This window comes from Myroides odoratimimus (assembly GCF_004337635.1).
Lineage (GTDB): Bacteria > Bacteroidota > Bacteroidia > Flavobacteriales > Flavobacteriaceae > Flavobacterium > Flavobacterium odoratimimum.
In genome coordinates, this window is record NZ_CP037427.1 from 2,009,557 (window position 1) to 2,024,387 (window position 14,831).

Genomic DNA, 14,831 nt, shown 5'->3' on the forward strand with positions numbered 1-14,831 from the left:
CCATTATTAAACGTAGACCTTTGGTATAGGTAAAATGAGCAATAAATTATGGATAAAAATAAGTGTTATCACTGTGGTAATGAGGTGACAACCTTTAACCGCATTGACTTCGATGATAAAGAATTTTGTTGTAATGGATGTAAGACAGTTTATGAGATTTTTAGCGAGAATGATTTAAGCTGTTATTACGATATGGAGGCTACTCCAGGTGCTACTCCAGAAGAAGCTAATGGTAAGTATGATTTTTTAGAGAAAACAGAAATTATTAACAAACTTCTAGAGTTCAATGAAGGGGCAACTAATATAGTGTCTTTATATATTCCACATATTCACTGTAGTTCTTGTATCTGGATATTAGAAAACTTACATAGGTTAAATGATGGAGTAATTAGAGTATTAGTGAATTTCCCTGAAAAGAAAGCAACAATTACATTTAATTCTGAAAAGGTATCTTTAAAAGACTTAGTGTTATTATTAACTAAGATTGGTTACGAACCTTATATAAGTTTAAAAAATTACGAAGATAAACCTCAGGCTATAGATAGAAGCTTAATTTATAAAATAGGGATAGCATTTTTTAGTTTTGGAAATGTTATGATGCTTTCTTTCCCAGAGTATTTTAATATTGATGATATCTGGATGAGAGAATATAAGGATTTTTTTAGATGGCTTATATTACTTATTTCTTTACCCGTATTTTTTTATTCTGCTTCTCCTTACCACTTGGCTGCTTGGAAAGGGATTAAAACAAAAAATTATACCATAGACATTCCTATGTCTTTAGGAATTATAGTGATGTTTATTCGAAGTACGATAGATATTATATTTGATTTAGGCCCAGGTTTTTTTGACAGTATGACTATGTTAGTCTTCTTTATGTTGTTAGGAAAACTTTTTCAACAACGTACTTATAACTTCCTATCTTTTGAAAGAGATTATAAATCCTATTTTCCTATTGCGATTACTAAGATTGGAGAGGATGGAGTAGAAGAACCTATTCAAGTTTATGAGGTTGTAAAAGGGGATCGTCTTCTGATCCGTAACCAAGAACTAGTACCTGTGGATTCAATATTGATTTCAGAATCGGCTTTTATTGACTATAGTTTTGTAACAGGTGAAGCTGTTCCTGTAGAAAAAAAATCAGGAGATAAAGTTTTCGCAGGAGGAAAACAAGTAGGAGACGTTATTGAGATAGAGGCAGTGAATACAGTTTCTCAAAGTTATCTAACTCAGTTATGGAGTAATGACGTCTTCCAGAAAAAAGTGGATATTAAGTATAAAACTATTACAGATACGATTAGTCATTATTTTACCCCTGTATTATTGCTGATTTCTATATCTGCTTTTATAGGCTGGGCTTTTGTTGATATCAATGCCGCTTTTAATGTGTTTACAGCTATTCTAATCGTTGCTTGTCCTTGTGCTTTAGCGTTGACAGCTCCATTTACTTTAGGTAATGCTATCCGTATTTATGGTAGAAATAAGTTCTATTTAAAAAATGTTACTGTCGTAGAACAAATGGCAAAGGTGAATACTATTGTTTTTGATAAGACAGGTACTATTACTACTAATGCAAGTTCAACTATACAGTATGTCGGAGAGGAGTTATCTAAAGAAGAACAAGGCGATATTAGAAATATTATTAGAGCATCTAATCATCCCTTGAGTAGAAAACTGTATAACTTTTTGTCTACAAAGGTGGTTGTCAAACCTGAGTTATTTGAAGAAATACCAGGAAAAGGACTGTTAGGTACAATAAACAAGAATAGTTATCTAATAGGATCTCCTAGTTTGTTAGGAATTCAAAATGAACAGGTGTTAAATGAAACATCAGTTCATATCCAAATTAATGGGGAGTATAAAGGGAAGTTTGTATTTGCTAACCATTATAGAGAAGGCGTTACAGAATTGTTTGATAATTTAACAAATATCGGATATAAATTAGCTATTCTTTCAGGAGATAATGATGGTGAGAAAGAAGTGTTAGAAAAGTTACTTCCTAGTTCTACTTCGTTGGTTTTTAATCAGAAGCCAGAAGAGAAATTAGAATATGTCAAAAGATTGCAAGAAAATGGGGGGAATGTAATGATGGTTGGAGATGGATTAAATGATGCAGGAGCATTAGCTCAAAGTAATGTGGGAGTGTCTGTTTCTGAGAATGTTAATGTTTTTACTCCTGCAAGTGATGCTATCTTAGATGCTAAGATGTTTAAAAGCTTAAAGTCATTCTTAAATTATTCAAAGAAATCTGTTAAAATTATCAAATTAAGTTATATCTTAGCTTTAAGCTATAATGTGATTGGTATAACGGTTTCTATAATGAATAAAATGTCTCCATTGGTAGCGGCTATATTAATGCCCATAAGCACTGTTTCTATAATCAGCTTTGTAACGATCATGAGTAATTACTTTGCAAAGAAGATTATAAAGAAAGATTAAGATAAAAAGCTAAATATGATAGTTATCATGTTTTAAGGCATCAGATAATGTTAATTTTGACAAGTAAATATTAGGTATGAGTGTTATATATTTCTTAATTAGTATCAGTGTAGTAGTAGCTGGTATATTTCTATACTTATTTATACGGTCAGTAAAAAGCGGTCAGTTTGATGACGCGTATACCCCTTCAGTGCGTATGCTTTTTGATGACGAAGTAAAAGTTACTTCAAAAGAGAAGAAAGACAAAAAAACAGATAATAAACAAAAAGAAAATCAAATATAAACAACTATGGAAGTGCAACAATTTTATTATGACAACAAAATTGTAAAGAAATTTCTTTATGCTTCAATATTTTTTGGAGCTGTCGGGATGCTTGTAGGATTAGTTTTAGCAGTGATGTTTATATTTCCTAACTTAACAGATGGAATATCTTGGTTGAGTTTCGGGAGATTGCGTCCATTGCATACTAATGCTGTGATTTTTGCGTTCGTTGGTAACGCAATTTTCGGAGGAATATACTATTCTTTACAAAGGTTATGTAAAGCCAGAATGTACAGTGACTTTTTAAGTAATCTTCACTTTTACGGATGGCAATTAATTTTAATTGGTGCTGTAATTACCTTACCATTAGGATTTACAACATCAAAAGAGTACGCTGAATTAGAATGGCCAATTGATATTGCAATTGCATTGATTTGGGTGACATTCGGTGTTAATATGATTATGACGATTATCAAAAGAAGAGAGCGTCATATTTATGTTGCGATATGGTTCTACTTAGCGACTTTTGTTACCGTAGCAGTATTACATATCTTTAACTCATTAGAGTTGCCTGTAAGTGCATTTAAATCTTACTCTGTATATGCAGGGGTACAAGACGCATTAGTGCAGTGGTGGTATGGACATAATGCGGTGGCATTCTTCTTAACTACACCTTTCTTAGGTTTAATGTATTATTATTTACCAAAAGCAGCGAATAGACCAGTTTATTCTTATAGACTATCTATTATTCACTTCTGGTCTTTAATTTTCTTATACATCTGGGCAGGTCCTCACCACTTATTGTATTCAGCATTACCAGAATGGGCTCAAAACTTAGGAGTTGTGTTCTCAGTAATGTTAATTGCACCATCTTGGGGAGGTATGATCAACGGTCTTTTAACTCTTCGTGGAGTTTGGGATAAAGTAAGAGTTGATCCAGTATTAAAATTCTTCGTAGTAGGTATTACAGGATATGGTATGGCTACTTTTGAAGGACCAATGTTATCTCTTAAAAACGTAAATGCTATTGCTCACTATACTGACTGGATCGTAGCTCACGTTCACGTTGGAGCATTAGCTTGGAACGGATTCATGACATTTGGTATGGTGTATTGGTTAATTCCTAGAATGGTTAAAACAGAGCTTTATTCTAAAGCAGCTGCTAACTTCCACTTCTGGATTGGTACATTAGGTATTATCTTATATACTATTCCATTATATGTTGCAGGTTTCTCTCAACACTTAATGTGGAAAGACTTTAACCCTGATGGAACTTTAAAATATGGTAACTTCTTAGAAACAGTTACAGCTATTATGCCAATGTATGCAATGCGTGCTATTGGAGGTACATTGTATTTAGCAGGGGTATTAGTATTGATTTACAATATCTATAAAACAGTAAAAGCTGGTCAACCAGTTCAAGATGAATTAGCTGAAGCACCTGCATTACAAAGAATCTCTGCTGGTAGATTAAAAGGAGAAGGATGGCATACTCATTTAGAGAGAAGACCTATTCAGTTTACGATCTTAACTACAGTAGCTATCTTAATTGGAGGATTGGTACAGATTGTTCCTACAATATTTGTGAAGTCAAATATTCCTACTATTACAAGTGTTAAACCATATACTCCTCTAGAGTTAGAAGGTCGTGACCTTTATATTAGAGAAGGATGTGTGGGGTGTCACTCACAAATGATTCGTCCTTTCCGTTCAGAAGTTGAAAGATATGGTGAGTACTCAAAATCAGGGGAATATGTTTATGATCACCCATTCTTATGGGGTTCTAAGAGAACAGGTCCAGATTTATTTAGAGTAGGAGGTAAATATTCTGATAGTTGGCATTATAACCACATGTATGACCCTCAGTCAACATCTCCAAATTCAATCATGCCTGGATATAAATGGTTATTTGCTAATAAAAATGCAGATTACTCAGATATAGAAACTAAAATGAGTGTAATGAGAACTTTAGGAGTTCCATATACAGATGAGGATATTGCTAACGCGAAGGCTTCTATAAAAGCACAGTCTGAAGAGATTGCTAAGAACTTAGAAGGTGATCCTGATTATGTGAAGTCATATGAGGATAGTAAAAAACGTGCACAAGCAAAAGGTGAAGAGTTTATACCTATGAGTGATCGTGAGATTGTAGCAGTGATTGCTTATCTACAACGTTTAGGTACCGACATTAAAAAGGTAGAAGAATAATATTTTAAAAATGAATCAATATGCTAAAATTCATTAAACATAATATGGAAACAATAGGTGGAGTGGAGATATTCCCTATTATATCACTTATTATTTTCTTTACATTCTTTGTTGGACTTTTCGTGTGGGTTGCTACTTATAAGAAAGACACAATAGAAGAATTGAGCAATATGCCATTCATGGATGATGAAGAGCACAATGTTGATAGTAATTCACGAAAATTATGAAAAAGTTTTTTCCAGTATATGTAAGAGTTCCTCTTCTATTTGCTATTTTCTTTTTAGCGATAGAATGGTTAGTAGGGGGGGATAGTGATAAACCGGCTTTTGTAGAACATCCCGTTGTTCTAATATTATTAGGTTTATTCTTGTTCGCATTGATTGCTGTTGAAATTGTAGCATCTGCAACAAACAAGATTTTGGATCGCTTAATGACTCCTGAAGAGAGAGCTCTAAAACAAAAAGAAGCTAGTCGCCCATTAAGAGATGCCCCTTGGGTAAAACGCTTAATGCAGAAATTGACTAACACTAAAACAATTGAGCAAGAAGGTGATATCATGATGGATCATGATTATGATGGGATTAAAGAGTTAGATAATGATTTACCACCATGGTGGGTTGGACTTTTCTATGTAACTGCAATTTTTGCTGTAATCTATATGTTGAGATATCACGTGTTTGATGCAGATAATCAAGTTGCTGAGTTTGAAAAAGAAATGATTGCTGCTAAAGAACAAGTTGAGGAGTACAAGAAAAATGCTCCTGATATGTTAACAGCTGATCAAGCAGTATTCTCTGATGATCCAACTGTGTTAGCTGCTGGTAAGGCACTTTTTGATACAAATTGTGCTGTATGTCATAAGAATGACGGAGGTGGATCTATCGGACCTAACTTAACTGACGACCATTGGATATTAGGTGGAGGAATGAAAAATGTCTTCAACACAATTTCTGAAGGTGGACGTCCTGGTAAAGGAATGGTGCCTTGGAAGTCAAATTTCAAACCATCCGAAATTGAAAAGTTAGCTTCTTATGTTATTTCTCTTAATGGTACAGTTCCTGCAGAGGCTAAAGCTCCAGAAGGAGATATTGTATGGTCTAAAGCAGAATTGACTGGAGGAGATGCTTCAGAAGAAGGTGCAAAAGAAGAAGCTTCTGAAGAGGTTGCTGTAGATGCAGAAACTGTTGAAGTAAAGAATTAAAATAATATAGTCTATGCTAACTGTATTATTAGTATAGACTGGTAAAAAGAATAGAGGGCTAAGGTTGACAATTTAGCCCTCTTTTATACCAAATATTTTCTATTGATCAAGAGGTGTTGACTTATTTCGTTTATTGGTGTTAATAAAGACATTATCTATAGTATTATTATCATAAATACAATGCATATTGAGAGCTTTTTTCGTACCTTTCTAGTATAAAAAAAGTTTATGTCTGTCAAGGTTTTATTTAGTTGTTAAACGAGGACTTGGTAGAGTTAAACTGTTTAAAGTATAAGGTATTTAGAAGCGATTATACTGTTTTAGGATTTATATATATAGATGTTCATATAACAGTAGATGAGAAGTAAATCTTATTTTTTTTTAATAAACGAATATGATTGTTTGTGTTTTTTACTTTGGTTAGGGAAAGCGGAACAGTTAGGTATATTTCAGATTAAGAGAATAAGGAATCTTTTAGGCGACAATAATTAGAAGATTTCTGACAGTTTATCTGTCAAAAACTTGTGCTTAGGCACTATTATAAACTAACATAATAAGAATAGAGTATAAGTAGTTTATTACTTTATTACTCATTGAAAAACATTTTACTATGGCTACAATACATGATGAGAGTTTCCGTGACTCCATAGGTACAATTGACAAAGATGGTAAAAGAGCTTGGATCTATCCTAAAAAACCTTCGGGCCCTTTTTATAATAAACGTAAGATCGTAAGTTACGCTCTTATCTTGTTTCTTTTTGCTGCGCCATTTATTAAGATAAATGGAAACCAGTTTTTATTGTTTAATGTAATAGATAGAAAGTTTAATATTTTTGGTTTTCCTTTCTGGCCACAGGATTTTTATCTTGTAGTAATATCTATGATTATAGGGGTAGTTTTTGTTACCCTATTTACAGTTTCATTTGGTCGTATATTTTGTGGTTGGATTTGCCCTCAAACGATTTTTATGGAAATGGTTTTTAGACGTATTGAATATTGGATTGATGGTGATAGAGGGGCTCAAATGCGTTTAGATAAACAACCTTGGACTTCTGAGAAGATTAGAAAGAGAGTCTTAAAGTGGTTTATATTCTTTGTTATTTCCTTTTTGATTGCTAATGTTTTCTTAGCTTATATTATTGGAAGTGATGTAGTCCTTCAGATGATGAAAGATGGACCAGCAGATCATATGGGACGTTTTATGGGACTGATGATATTTACAGGAGCTTTTTACTTTGTATTTACGTGGTTTAGAGAGCAAGTATGTGTTATTGCTTGTCCTTATGGTAGATTACAAGGAGTATTATTAGACAATAAATCTATAATCGTAGCTTATGATCACGTACGTGGTGAAGCGACAAATGGTAGAGCTAAGTTTAAAAAAGGAGTTGATAGAACTGCAGAAGGTATAGGAGATTGTATCGACTGTAAGCAATGTGTAAATGTATGTCCAACGGGTATTGATATACGTAATGGAACTCAGTTAGAGTGTGTGAACTGTACTGCTTGTATTGATGAGTGTGATCATATGATGGAGAGTGTTGGTTTACCTACTGGTTTAATACGTTATGCATCTGAGTCAGAAATATCAGAAGGTACTAAGTTTAAGTTTAGTCTACGTCAGAAAGGTTATGTAGCTGTTCTTTGTATCTTGATGACTATTTTGGTAGGGTTATTGTTCTTAAGAACAGATATTGAAGCTACTGTACTTCGTGTTGCAGGTCAAACTTATACACACGTCACTGTAGATGATAAAGAGAATATTAGAAACGTTTATACCTTTAAGGTAGTTAATAAAACGATGAAGGATTTTGAGAATGTAACCTTTAAGTTATCTTCTCCAGAAACAGGTGCTATTACTTTAGTAGGGAACCCAATTATAAAAGTGGTAAAAGAAGGTTATGCAGAAGGAACTATGTTTATTGATGTTCCACAGTTCTTGTTAGAAAGTCATCGTACAAAAGTTAAAATAGAGGTTTATGAAGGAGATAAGTTGATTCAGACAACATCAACAAACTTCTTAGGCCCTAGAACATTGGATTAATATTAAAATTTGTTAGGTATGAAATTTAATTTTGGAACAGGTATTGTTATTGCTATGGGGATTTTTATGGTCTTTATTTTGCAATATGTTATAAGAGTACAGATTGATAGTAAATATGATAATGAACTAGTTACTGAGAATTATTATCAACAAGAAATAGAAGTAGATGGTAAACACGATAGAGAAGTAGCGGCATTGAAACTTGCTACTCCTGTGTCTATTGAGTCTACTAAAGCTGGAGATATATCTATTGTGTTTCCTTCAGATTTTGACGCAAAAAATATTACAGGAAAAATATTCCTATACAGACCGTCTAACCAGAAATTAGACTTTGATATGCCTATATCATTGTCTTCTTCCAATTTGCTCATACCTAACAATACGCTGGTAGACGGTCGTTGGGATATTGCGGTAGAGTGGTCTTATAACGGATCAGATTACAGAAATAAACAAAGTTTAACTGTAAAAAAGGATTAACTAGTGATTACAGCTCTTATTTTTGGACTGATTAGTAGTCTGCATTGCATTGGTATGTGCGGACCTATAGCTATGATGTTGCCAGTTTCTAAGAGTAATGGTACTAAAAAAGCTATGCAGATATTCACCTATCATTTAGGAAGAATATCTGCATATTCTATTTTAGGACTTGTTTTTGGTATGTTTGGTAAAGGTCTTTACTTAGCTGGACTACAGCAGCAGATGTCTATTGTTGTAGGGATTTTAATGATTGTCTTTATATTAATACCACAAAACAAGCTTGGAAACTTTGGCTTTCTAAAGCCTTTTTACTTTGTAGTGAGTAAGATTAAAACTAAACTAGGAGGTCAGTTTAAAAAACAAAATAAAGGGACATTATACTTTATTGGTTTTTTTAATGGCTTTTTGCCATGCGGTATGGTTTATGTCGCATTGTTTGGTGCATTAGCTACACAGAGCGTATCTATGGGAATGCTTTATATGGCTCTATTTGGAGTAGGAACTATTCCTTTGATGAGTTCTATTATTTATGTAAGAGATATGTTTTCTCCTAAAGTAAGAAACGGTATTATGAAGTATTACCCTTATGTTATCGTAATCTTCGGGATGTTGTTTATTATACGCGGTCTGGGATTAGATATTCCTTTTTTATCTCCAGATAATTTAAATCTTTTTGTAAGGGGAGAGGCTGATTGTTAGTTAAGTACAATTTATTTAAAATAAATTGTATAAAATGATGTGACTTTTTTCAGAATTATTGTCTTAAGTGTATAACGATAAGGTCATCAACGATTTTTAATGCTATGAAAAGGAAAAGATATGTTGATTGTTTGTTACTTATAATTTATCGTTATAGTACTTAAAATAAAAGTATAAAATTGCGCTATGAAAGAAAAAAAGCTGACCAGTGGTCAGCTTTTTTTTTATATGCTTAATGACTGCTTTTTAAGATAATCTATAGCATGTCTTCCTTCATTGAATAATAAGTCTAGAATACTTAGATTGTTTAAGTAGCCATGTTTTTCATCAAAAACTTGGATGTATGGAGTGTAGATATTAGTATCTTTCTTACCATTTATTAAAGTTCTCAAATCAGTAATGTCATTACTTACTTCTTTATGGTAGTCTTTAGTTTGTTCATAAGGGAGGTCTATCCCTAAGCAAGAACATAACACTTCATGTATTTGAAGGTTAAGATCTAACATAAACTCTGGTTTTCCTTCAAAAATAGGACGAATCTCATCTTCAAAGTACTCGAAGTAAGGAGAAGTTCTATAAGCAGCTTCTAGGCTCTTAAAATGCTGTTTTTGCCAGCCAAAAGCATGCTCTATTCTTACATCCTTATATTTTTGTTTAAGTTCTTTTGAGTGTTTGATTGGAATATTAAGCATTTGCTTTCCATTAGCACTATAGATGAACGCTCTATTTCTATTGGTTTGTTTTTGAAAGTTATCTTCCATCTCAAATGTTATTTTGTCTGCTTGTAGCATAGCTACAAAGTGGCTGATAGAAGGGAAGTAACTAGGATGAATAAGTATGTTATTCATGTTTTAATTTAATATTTTGAATTCTTTTTTTCTTTTCTCTTTTTGTAAGTATTATAACCTACTAAACCTATCACGGCTACTAAGAAGTAAGGGAAGTAAGAAGTCTGCTTACCATTACCATTCACTGTAGTAAACATTCTATCCCAACGAATCTTATCTAATGCTTTTGACCATGGAACGTATTGATCTATACTTAACCATACAAAAACAGGTTTTCCTACAATGTGATCTTCAGGTACAAATCCCCAATATCTACTATCTTCAGATCTATTTCTATTGTCTCCCATCATGAAGTAATAATCTTGTTGGAAAGTGTATTTATCTGTAGCTACATCGTTGATATAGATTTTATTGTCTCTAACCTCTAATTTATTGCCCTCATATACCTGAATAACTCTTTGGTACATTGGGAAGTTATCAGCATTTAGCGTAACTGTCTCTCCTTTAGCAGGAATATGTAGAGGACCTAAGTCATCATTTGTCCAAGTTTTAGAGTTATGAGGGAATATTACATTAGCATACGCTGCTTGAATATAGGCTTTAGCTTCTTCTGGATATCCTTTTGTAACACTTACTATTTGAGACATAGACTTTAATACTTCTACATTTTCATCTGTTAAAGCGGCGAAGATTAATGTTTTCGGATCATTGTTAAAGTATTCAATACCTTCTCTTGTATCTAATCGTTTTACTAAAGCATTTAGATCTATTGGTGTACCGTCTGTTTTTACAGTATAAGTGCTCTGTAATCTAGCACGATCATTAAGCTTTAATTTCTCATTATTGATGTAAACATCACCATTAACTAACGAAATGTTTTCTCCTGGTAAACCTACAGCACGTTTAACATAGTTTGTTTTCTTGTCGATTGGTTTATCTACAGCAGGTCTTCTAAGTGGATCGTTGAACTGATAAACAGTATCAGTTGGCCAGTTGAACACGACGATATCGTTGTGTTGTATCTTTTGAAAACCAGGTAATCTAAAGTATGGTAAATGTGGTTTCTTTAAGTAAGAATTTTTCTTTGTAAATGGTAAAGTATCATGTACCATTGGTAACGCTACTGTAGTCATAGGAGTTCTTGCCCCATAGTGGAACTTACTTACGAATAAGAAGTCTCCTACTAGTAAAGTTTTTTCTAATGAAGACGTTGGTATGGTATAAGGTTGAATTACATAAGTGTGAATCACTGTAGCAACAACAACTGCAAATAGAATTGAACTAACAGTCTCTCCTGAACTTGTAGCTGCTTTTGTACTTCTGTTTTCTACATATTTTACATCGACAGCATAGTTGATATAATAGATATAAAGACCTAGTGTTACTACTCCTAGTATAGTGTCTACTGTTTTGTTTTTTCCAAAGCTTCTAAGTGTCTCTACCCAAACTACAGGAAACATGATTAAATTCACAATAGGTACAAACAATAAGATAACCCACCATCTAGGACGGTTTATGATTTGCATTAAGACCACAGCATTATATACAGGCACGATAGCTTGCCAGCTTTTCTTTCCAGCTTTTACGTATAATTTCCAAGTTCCAAGAAAGTGTATAACTTGTACTAAAAGAAAAAACAAAAACCATTGAGACATTGTCATAGTTTAGTATTGTTTAATGATTATTAGTGAAGGTAATTATTTTTTTAGATTCAGAACATCTTTCATAGAGAATATTCCTTTTTTATTTTGTATCCATTCAGCGGCTACTACAGCTCCTAGAGCAAAGCCTTCTCTATTATGAGCTGTGTGCTTGATCTCTATCTGGTCGATAGCAGAGTCATAGAATACACTATGCGTACCAGGTACGCTATCTATGCGTTTTGCATCGATATGTATCTGATTAGTATCTGGTGTGTCTAATGTCCACGCTGTATAATCTGTATTTTCGATAATACCATTAGCCAAAGAAATAGCTGTGCCACTAGGAGCATCTAACTTTTGGGTATGGTGTATTTCTTCCATAGATACTTTATAATCATTAAGATTATTCATCATCTTAGCTAAGTAGCTGTTTAACTCAAAGAATAGGTTTACTCCTAAACTAAAATTAGACCCATATAAAAAAGCACCATTGCTTTTTGTACATAGATCTACCATCTTATCATATTCTTCTAACCAACCTGTGGTACCTGATATAATAGGGATATTTAGTTCAAAACAAGTTGTAATATTCTGTACAGCAGCAGAAGGCACACTGAAGTCTATCGCTACATCTGCCTCTTTTAGTCCTTCATAAGTATCAGAACTTCTTTTGCGAAGTACTATTTCGTGGCCTCTTTCTATGGCAATTCTTTCAATGATTTGACCCATTTTGCCATATCCTAATAAAGCAATTTTCATTGGATAAATATTTTAAAAGCGATATTCTACATTTATCGCATATTGGAACTGATTTTGATTCTGAAGATTCATCCTGTCTATCTCAAAGGCAGGCTTAATAGTCAAGTTCTCATTAACGTTGAACTGCATCAAGTGAGCATCTACGTTAGCGTCGATGATACTTAGAACATAAAAACCAACTGTGATTACGACAGATAAGTCTCTATTACGTCTATAGAACTTTTGAGCTTCTAATATACGATCGTTGTCTAATCCTCCAAAAGTAGGATCGTTAGGATCGTTAACACCTTGTAGACGTTTCTTATATTCGTCTCTATATCTATTATACTGTCTTTGGTTATCCATCCAGAAGTATGTAGGTATTCCTATACCTGCATATACTAATGGTACTTTCCAGTATTTCTTATTATAGATTTGACCTACTCCAGGAATAACAGAGGCATAGAATGCCGCACGAGAAGGAGCTACAGGATCTAATGGTTTATAGTCTGCAGACTCTTTTTTCGTAGTAGGTTCATCTTCTTCACTTACAGACTGTGCATAGGTGGGGTGACAGACTGCTCCTATGAAGAATAATAGGATTAATAACTTGTGTTTCACTAATTTTCTAATAGTTTGATAATACGATTTAAGTCTTCTTCAGAGTGGAAAGGAATAGATATCTTTCCTTTTCCATTATTAGAAACTTTAATATCTACTTTTGTTCCAAAGAATTGTCCGAATGATCTCGAATAACTTTCTGGAATATTAAACTCTGTATTTTTCTTAGGTAGAGCAGGTGATACTATACCTCTTAGTTGTTCTTGATATTTTTTTACGATAGCCTCAGTCTCTCTTACAGATAAGTTTTCTGTAATGATTTTGTGATAGATATCTGTCTGTACATCTAAGTCTTCTATATTAATAATAGCACGACCATGTCCCATAGTGATAAATCCATCTCTTATCCCTGTCTGAATGATTGGGTCTAGACGCAGTAGACGCAAGTAATTAGCGATAGTAGAACGTTTCTTTCCTACGCGATCACTTACTTGTTCTTGTGTCAGATTTATTTCTTCCATTAGACGTTGATACGACAGTGCTATCTCGATAGGGTCTAGATCATGACGTTGGATATTCTCTACTAAAGCCATAGTTAGAGACTCATTGTCATTCGCTATACGGATATAAGCAGGCACAGAGTCTAATCCTACTATTTTAGAAGCTCTTAAACGGCGTTCACCAGAGATTAATTGGTATTTGTTGAACTCAATTTTTCTAACCGTAATAGGTTGTATTACACCTAATTCTCGAATACTTGTAGCTAACTCTTGTAAAGACTCTTCGTTAAAGTTCGTTCTAGGTTGGAATGGATTTATCTCAATAGAGTCTATGTCTAGCTCTATAATATTGCCGATTACTTTATCTGCATTATTATCTTCGATTGATCTAATATCGTTATCTGGATCTTTTAATAGAGCCGATAGTCCTCTTCCTAAAGCTTGTTTCTTAATTGCCTTTGCCATAATATTCTAAATAATAATTCTAGAGAAGTCTAACTATTTTTTCGAATAATTTCTTCTGCTAGATTGATGTAATTCGTAGCCCCCTTACTAGTAGCGTCATAGTTAATGATACTTTCGCCAAAGCTAGGTGCTTCACTTAATTTTACATTTCGCTGGATAATAGTATCGAATACCATATCGTTAAAATGTTTCTGTACTTCCTCTACCACTTGATTAGACAAGCGTAAGCGAGAGTCGTACATCGTTAATAACAATCCTTCTATATCTAAATTAGGATTGTGTATTTTTTGAACACTTTTAATTGTGTTCAATAATTTACCAAGACCTTCTAATGCAAAGTACTCACACTGAATCGGAATAGCTACAGAGTCTGCAGCAGTTAATGCATTTAGTGTAAGTAGACCTAAAGAAGGAGCACAGTCGATTATGATATAATCAAACTTATCTTTGACAGATTTAAGTGCTTCTTTAAGCATGTATTCTCGGTTTGGTTTATCCACCAACTCAATTTCAATAGCCACTAAGTCAATGTGGGCGGGGATTAGATATACATTCGGAGCTGTACATTCCACAATCGCTTCTTCTGGCGTATTACTGTGCTCTAATATTTCATAAGTACCGATCTCTACAGAGTCTACATCGATTCCTAATCCTGAGGAAGCATTGGCCTGAGGATCTGCGTCTATGATAAGTACTTTTTTCTCTAGTGCTCCTAATGAAGCAGCAAGATTAACTGATGTTGTAGTTTTTCCTACACCACCTTTTTGATTAGCAATAGCAATGATTTTACCCATTTTACCAAAAGA

Annotated in this window: 14 protein-coding genes; 8 read left to right on the top strand and 6 right to left on the bottom strand. The window is 33.5% G+C overall.

Annotated elements, in window-relative coordinates; genetic code table 11:
* Positions 1-48: 48 nt before the first annotated feature.
* The 8 genes from E0Z07_RS09195 to E0Z07_RS09230 all read left to right on the top strand — a co-directional run bounded on the left by E0Z07_RS09195 (position 49) and on the right by E0Z07_RS09230 (position 9,330).
* Positions 49-2,439, top strand: a complete 2,391-nt coding sequence (locus E0Z07_RS09195) for a heavy metal translocating P-type ATPase (protein ID WP_131540584.1) — start codon at positions 49-51, stop codon at positions 2,437-2,439.
* 76 nt (positions 2,440-2,515) lie between these two features.
* Positions 2,516-2,722, top strand: a complete 207-nt coding sequence (gene ccoS / locus E0Z07_RS09200) for a cbb3-type cytochrome oxidase assembly protein CcoS (RefSeq protein ID WP_006257104.1) — start codon at positions 2,516-2,518, stop codon at positions 2,720-2,722.
* A 6-nt stretch (positions 2,723-2,728) separates the two neighbouring features.
* Positions 2,729-4,909, top strand: coding sequence for a cytochrome-c oxidase, cbb3-type subunit I (ccoN, locus tag E0Z07_RS09205; protein WP_006260641.1), 2,181 nt, complete (start codon positions 2,729-2,731; stop codon positions 4,907-4,909).
* 20 nt (positions 4,910-4,929) lie between these two features.
* Positions 4,930-5,136, top strand: a complete 207-nt coding sequence (locus tag E0Z07_RS09210; protein ID WP_006257102.1) for a CcoQ/FixQ family Cbb3-type cytochrome c oxidase assembly chaperone — start codon at positions 4,930-4,932, stop codon at positions 5,134-5,136.
* Positions 5,133-6,110: a cbb3-type cytochrome c oxidase N-terminal domain-containing protein gene (locus tag E0Z07_RS09215; protein ID WP_006257101.1), complete on the top strand. Its 978-nt coding sequence runs from the start codon at positions 5,133-5,135 to the stop codon at positions 6,108-6,110. The genes E0Z07_RS09210 and E0Z07_RS09215 overlap by 4 nt, the downstream gene beginning before the upstream one ends.
* Before the next feature lie 610 nt (positions 6,111-6,720).
* On the top strand, positions 6,721-8,154 hold the full coding sequence (gene ccoG, locus E0Z07_RS09220; RefSeq protein WP_131540585.1) for a cytochrome c oxidase accessory protein CcoG: 1,434 nt from the start codon (positions 6,721-6,723) through the stop codon (positions 8,152-8,154).
* A gap of 18 nt (positions 8,155-8,172) precedes the next feature.
* A complete protein-coding gene (locus E0Z07_RS09225; RefSeq protein WP_006257099.1) occupies positions 8,173-8,631 on the top strand; it encodes a FixH family protein in 459 nt (152 codons plus the stop codon).
* A 3-nt stretch (positions 8,632-8,634) separates the two neighbouring features.
* Complete coding sequence (locus tag E0Z07_RS09230) at positions 8,635-9,330, top strand: sulfite exporter TauE/SafE family protein (protein ID WP_006260644.1); 696 nt, start codon at positions 8,635-8,637, stop codon at positions 9,328-9,330.
* 224 nt (positions 9,331-9,554) lie between these two features.
* On the opposite strand, the gene E0Z07_RS09235 is transcribed toward E0Z07_RS09230, so the two are convergent.
* From E0Z07_RS09235 to E0Z07_RS09260, 6 genes are read right to left on the bottom strand one after another with little or no spacing between them, the layout of a single operon-like run.
* Complete coding sequence (locus E0Z07_RS09235; protein ID WP_006257097.1) at positions 9,555-10,178, bottom strand: WbqC family protein; 624 nt, start codon at positions 10,176-10,178, stop codon at positions 9,555-9,557.
* An 8-nt stretch (positions 10,179-10,186) separates the two neighbouring features.
* Positions 10,187-11,779, bottom strand: a complete 1,593-nt coding sequence (lepB, locus tag E0Z07_RS09240; protein WP_006260645.1) for a signal peptidase I — start codon at positions 11,777-11,779, stop codon at positions 10,187-10,189.
* 36 nt (positions 11,780-11,815) lie between these two features.
* The gene (gene dapB / locus E0Z07_RS09245; RefSeq protein ID WP_006260646.1) at positions 11,816-12,520 is read right to left on the bottom strand and encodes a 4-hydroxy-tetrahydrodipicolinate reductase; all 705 of its coding nucleotides are present in this window, start codon (positions 12,518-12,520) and stop codon (positions 11,816-11,818) included.
* Positions 12,521-12,532: 12 nt separating this feature from the next.
* Positions 12,533-13,120, bottom strand: a complete 588-nt coding sequence (locus E0Z07_RS09250; protein WP_006257093.1) for a DUF5683 domain-containing protein — start codon at positions 13,118-13,120, stop codon at positions 12,533-12,535.
* Complete coding sequence (locus E0Z07_RS09255; RefSeq protein ID WP_006260647.1) at positions 13,120-14,025, bottom strand: ParB/RepB/Spo0J family partition protein; 906 nt, start codon at positions 14,023-14,025, stop codon at positions 13,120-13,122. Before E0Z07_RS09255 ends, E0Z07_RS09250 begins: the two co-directional genes overlap by 1 nt.
* A 29-nt stretch (positions 14,026-14,054) precedes the next feature.
* Positions 14,055-14,819, bottom strand: coding sequence for a ParA family protein (locus tag E0Z07_RS09260; RefSeq protein WP_006257090.1), 765 nt, complete (start codon positions 14,817-14,819; stop codon positions 14,055-14,057).
* Positions 14,820-14,831 lie beyond the last annotated feature (12 nt).

Bases quoted from the DNA above. Each gene is read 5' to 3' on its own strand.
- E0Z07_RS09260 (WP_006257090.1), bottom strand. From the start codon at position 14,819: ATGGGTAAAATCATTGCTATTGCTAATCAAAAAGGTGGTGTAGGAAAA.
- ccoN (WP_006260641.1), top strand. From the start codon at position 2,729: ATGGAAGTGCAACAATTTTATTATGACAACAAAATTGTAAAGAAATTT.
- E0Z07_RS09210 (WP_006257102.1), top strand. From the start codon at position 4,930: ATGCTAAAATTCATTAAACATAATATGGAAACAATAGGTGGAGTGGAG.
- ccoS (WP_006257104.1), top strand. From the start codon at position 2,516: ATGAGTGTTATATATTTCTTAATTAGTATCAGTGTAGTAGTAGCTGGT.
- E0Z07_RS09235 (WP_006257097.1), bottom strand. From the start codon at position 10,178: ATGAATAACATACTTATTCATCCTAGTTACTTCCCTTCTATCAGCCAC.
- E0Z07_RS09215 (WP_006257101.1), top strand. From the start codon at position 5,133: ATGAAAAAGTTTTTTCCAGTATATGTAAGAGTTCCTCTTCTATTTGCT.
- dapB (WP_006260646.1), bottom strand. From the start codon at position 12,520: ATGAAAATTGCTTTATTAGGATATGGCAAAATGGGTCAAATCATTGAA.
- lepB (WP_006260645.1), bottom strand. From the start codon at position 11,779: ATGACAATGTCTCAATGGTTTTTGTTTTTTCTTTTAGTACAAGTTATA.
- E0Z07_RS09255 (WP_006260647.1), bottom strand. From the start codon at position 14,025: ATGGCAAAGGCAATTAAGAAACAAGCTTTAGGAAGAGGACTATCGGCT.
- E0Z07_RS09225 (WP_006257099.1), top strand. From the start codon at position 8,173: ATGAAATTTAATTTTGGAACAGGTATTGTTATTGCTATGGGGATTTTT.
- ccoG (WP_131540585.1), top strand. From the start codon at position 6,721: ATGGCTACAATACATGATGAGAGTTTCCGTGACTCCATAGGTACAATT.
- E0Z07_RS09195 (WP_131540584.1), top strand. From the start codon at position 49: ATGGATAAAAATAAGTGTTATCACTGTGGTAATGAGGTGACAACCTTT.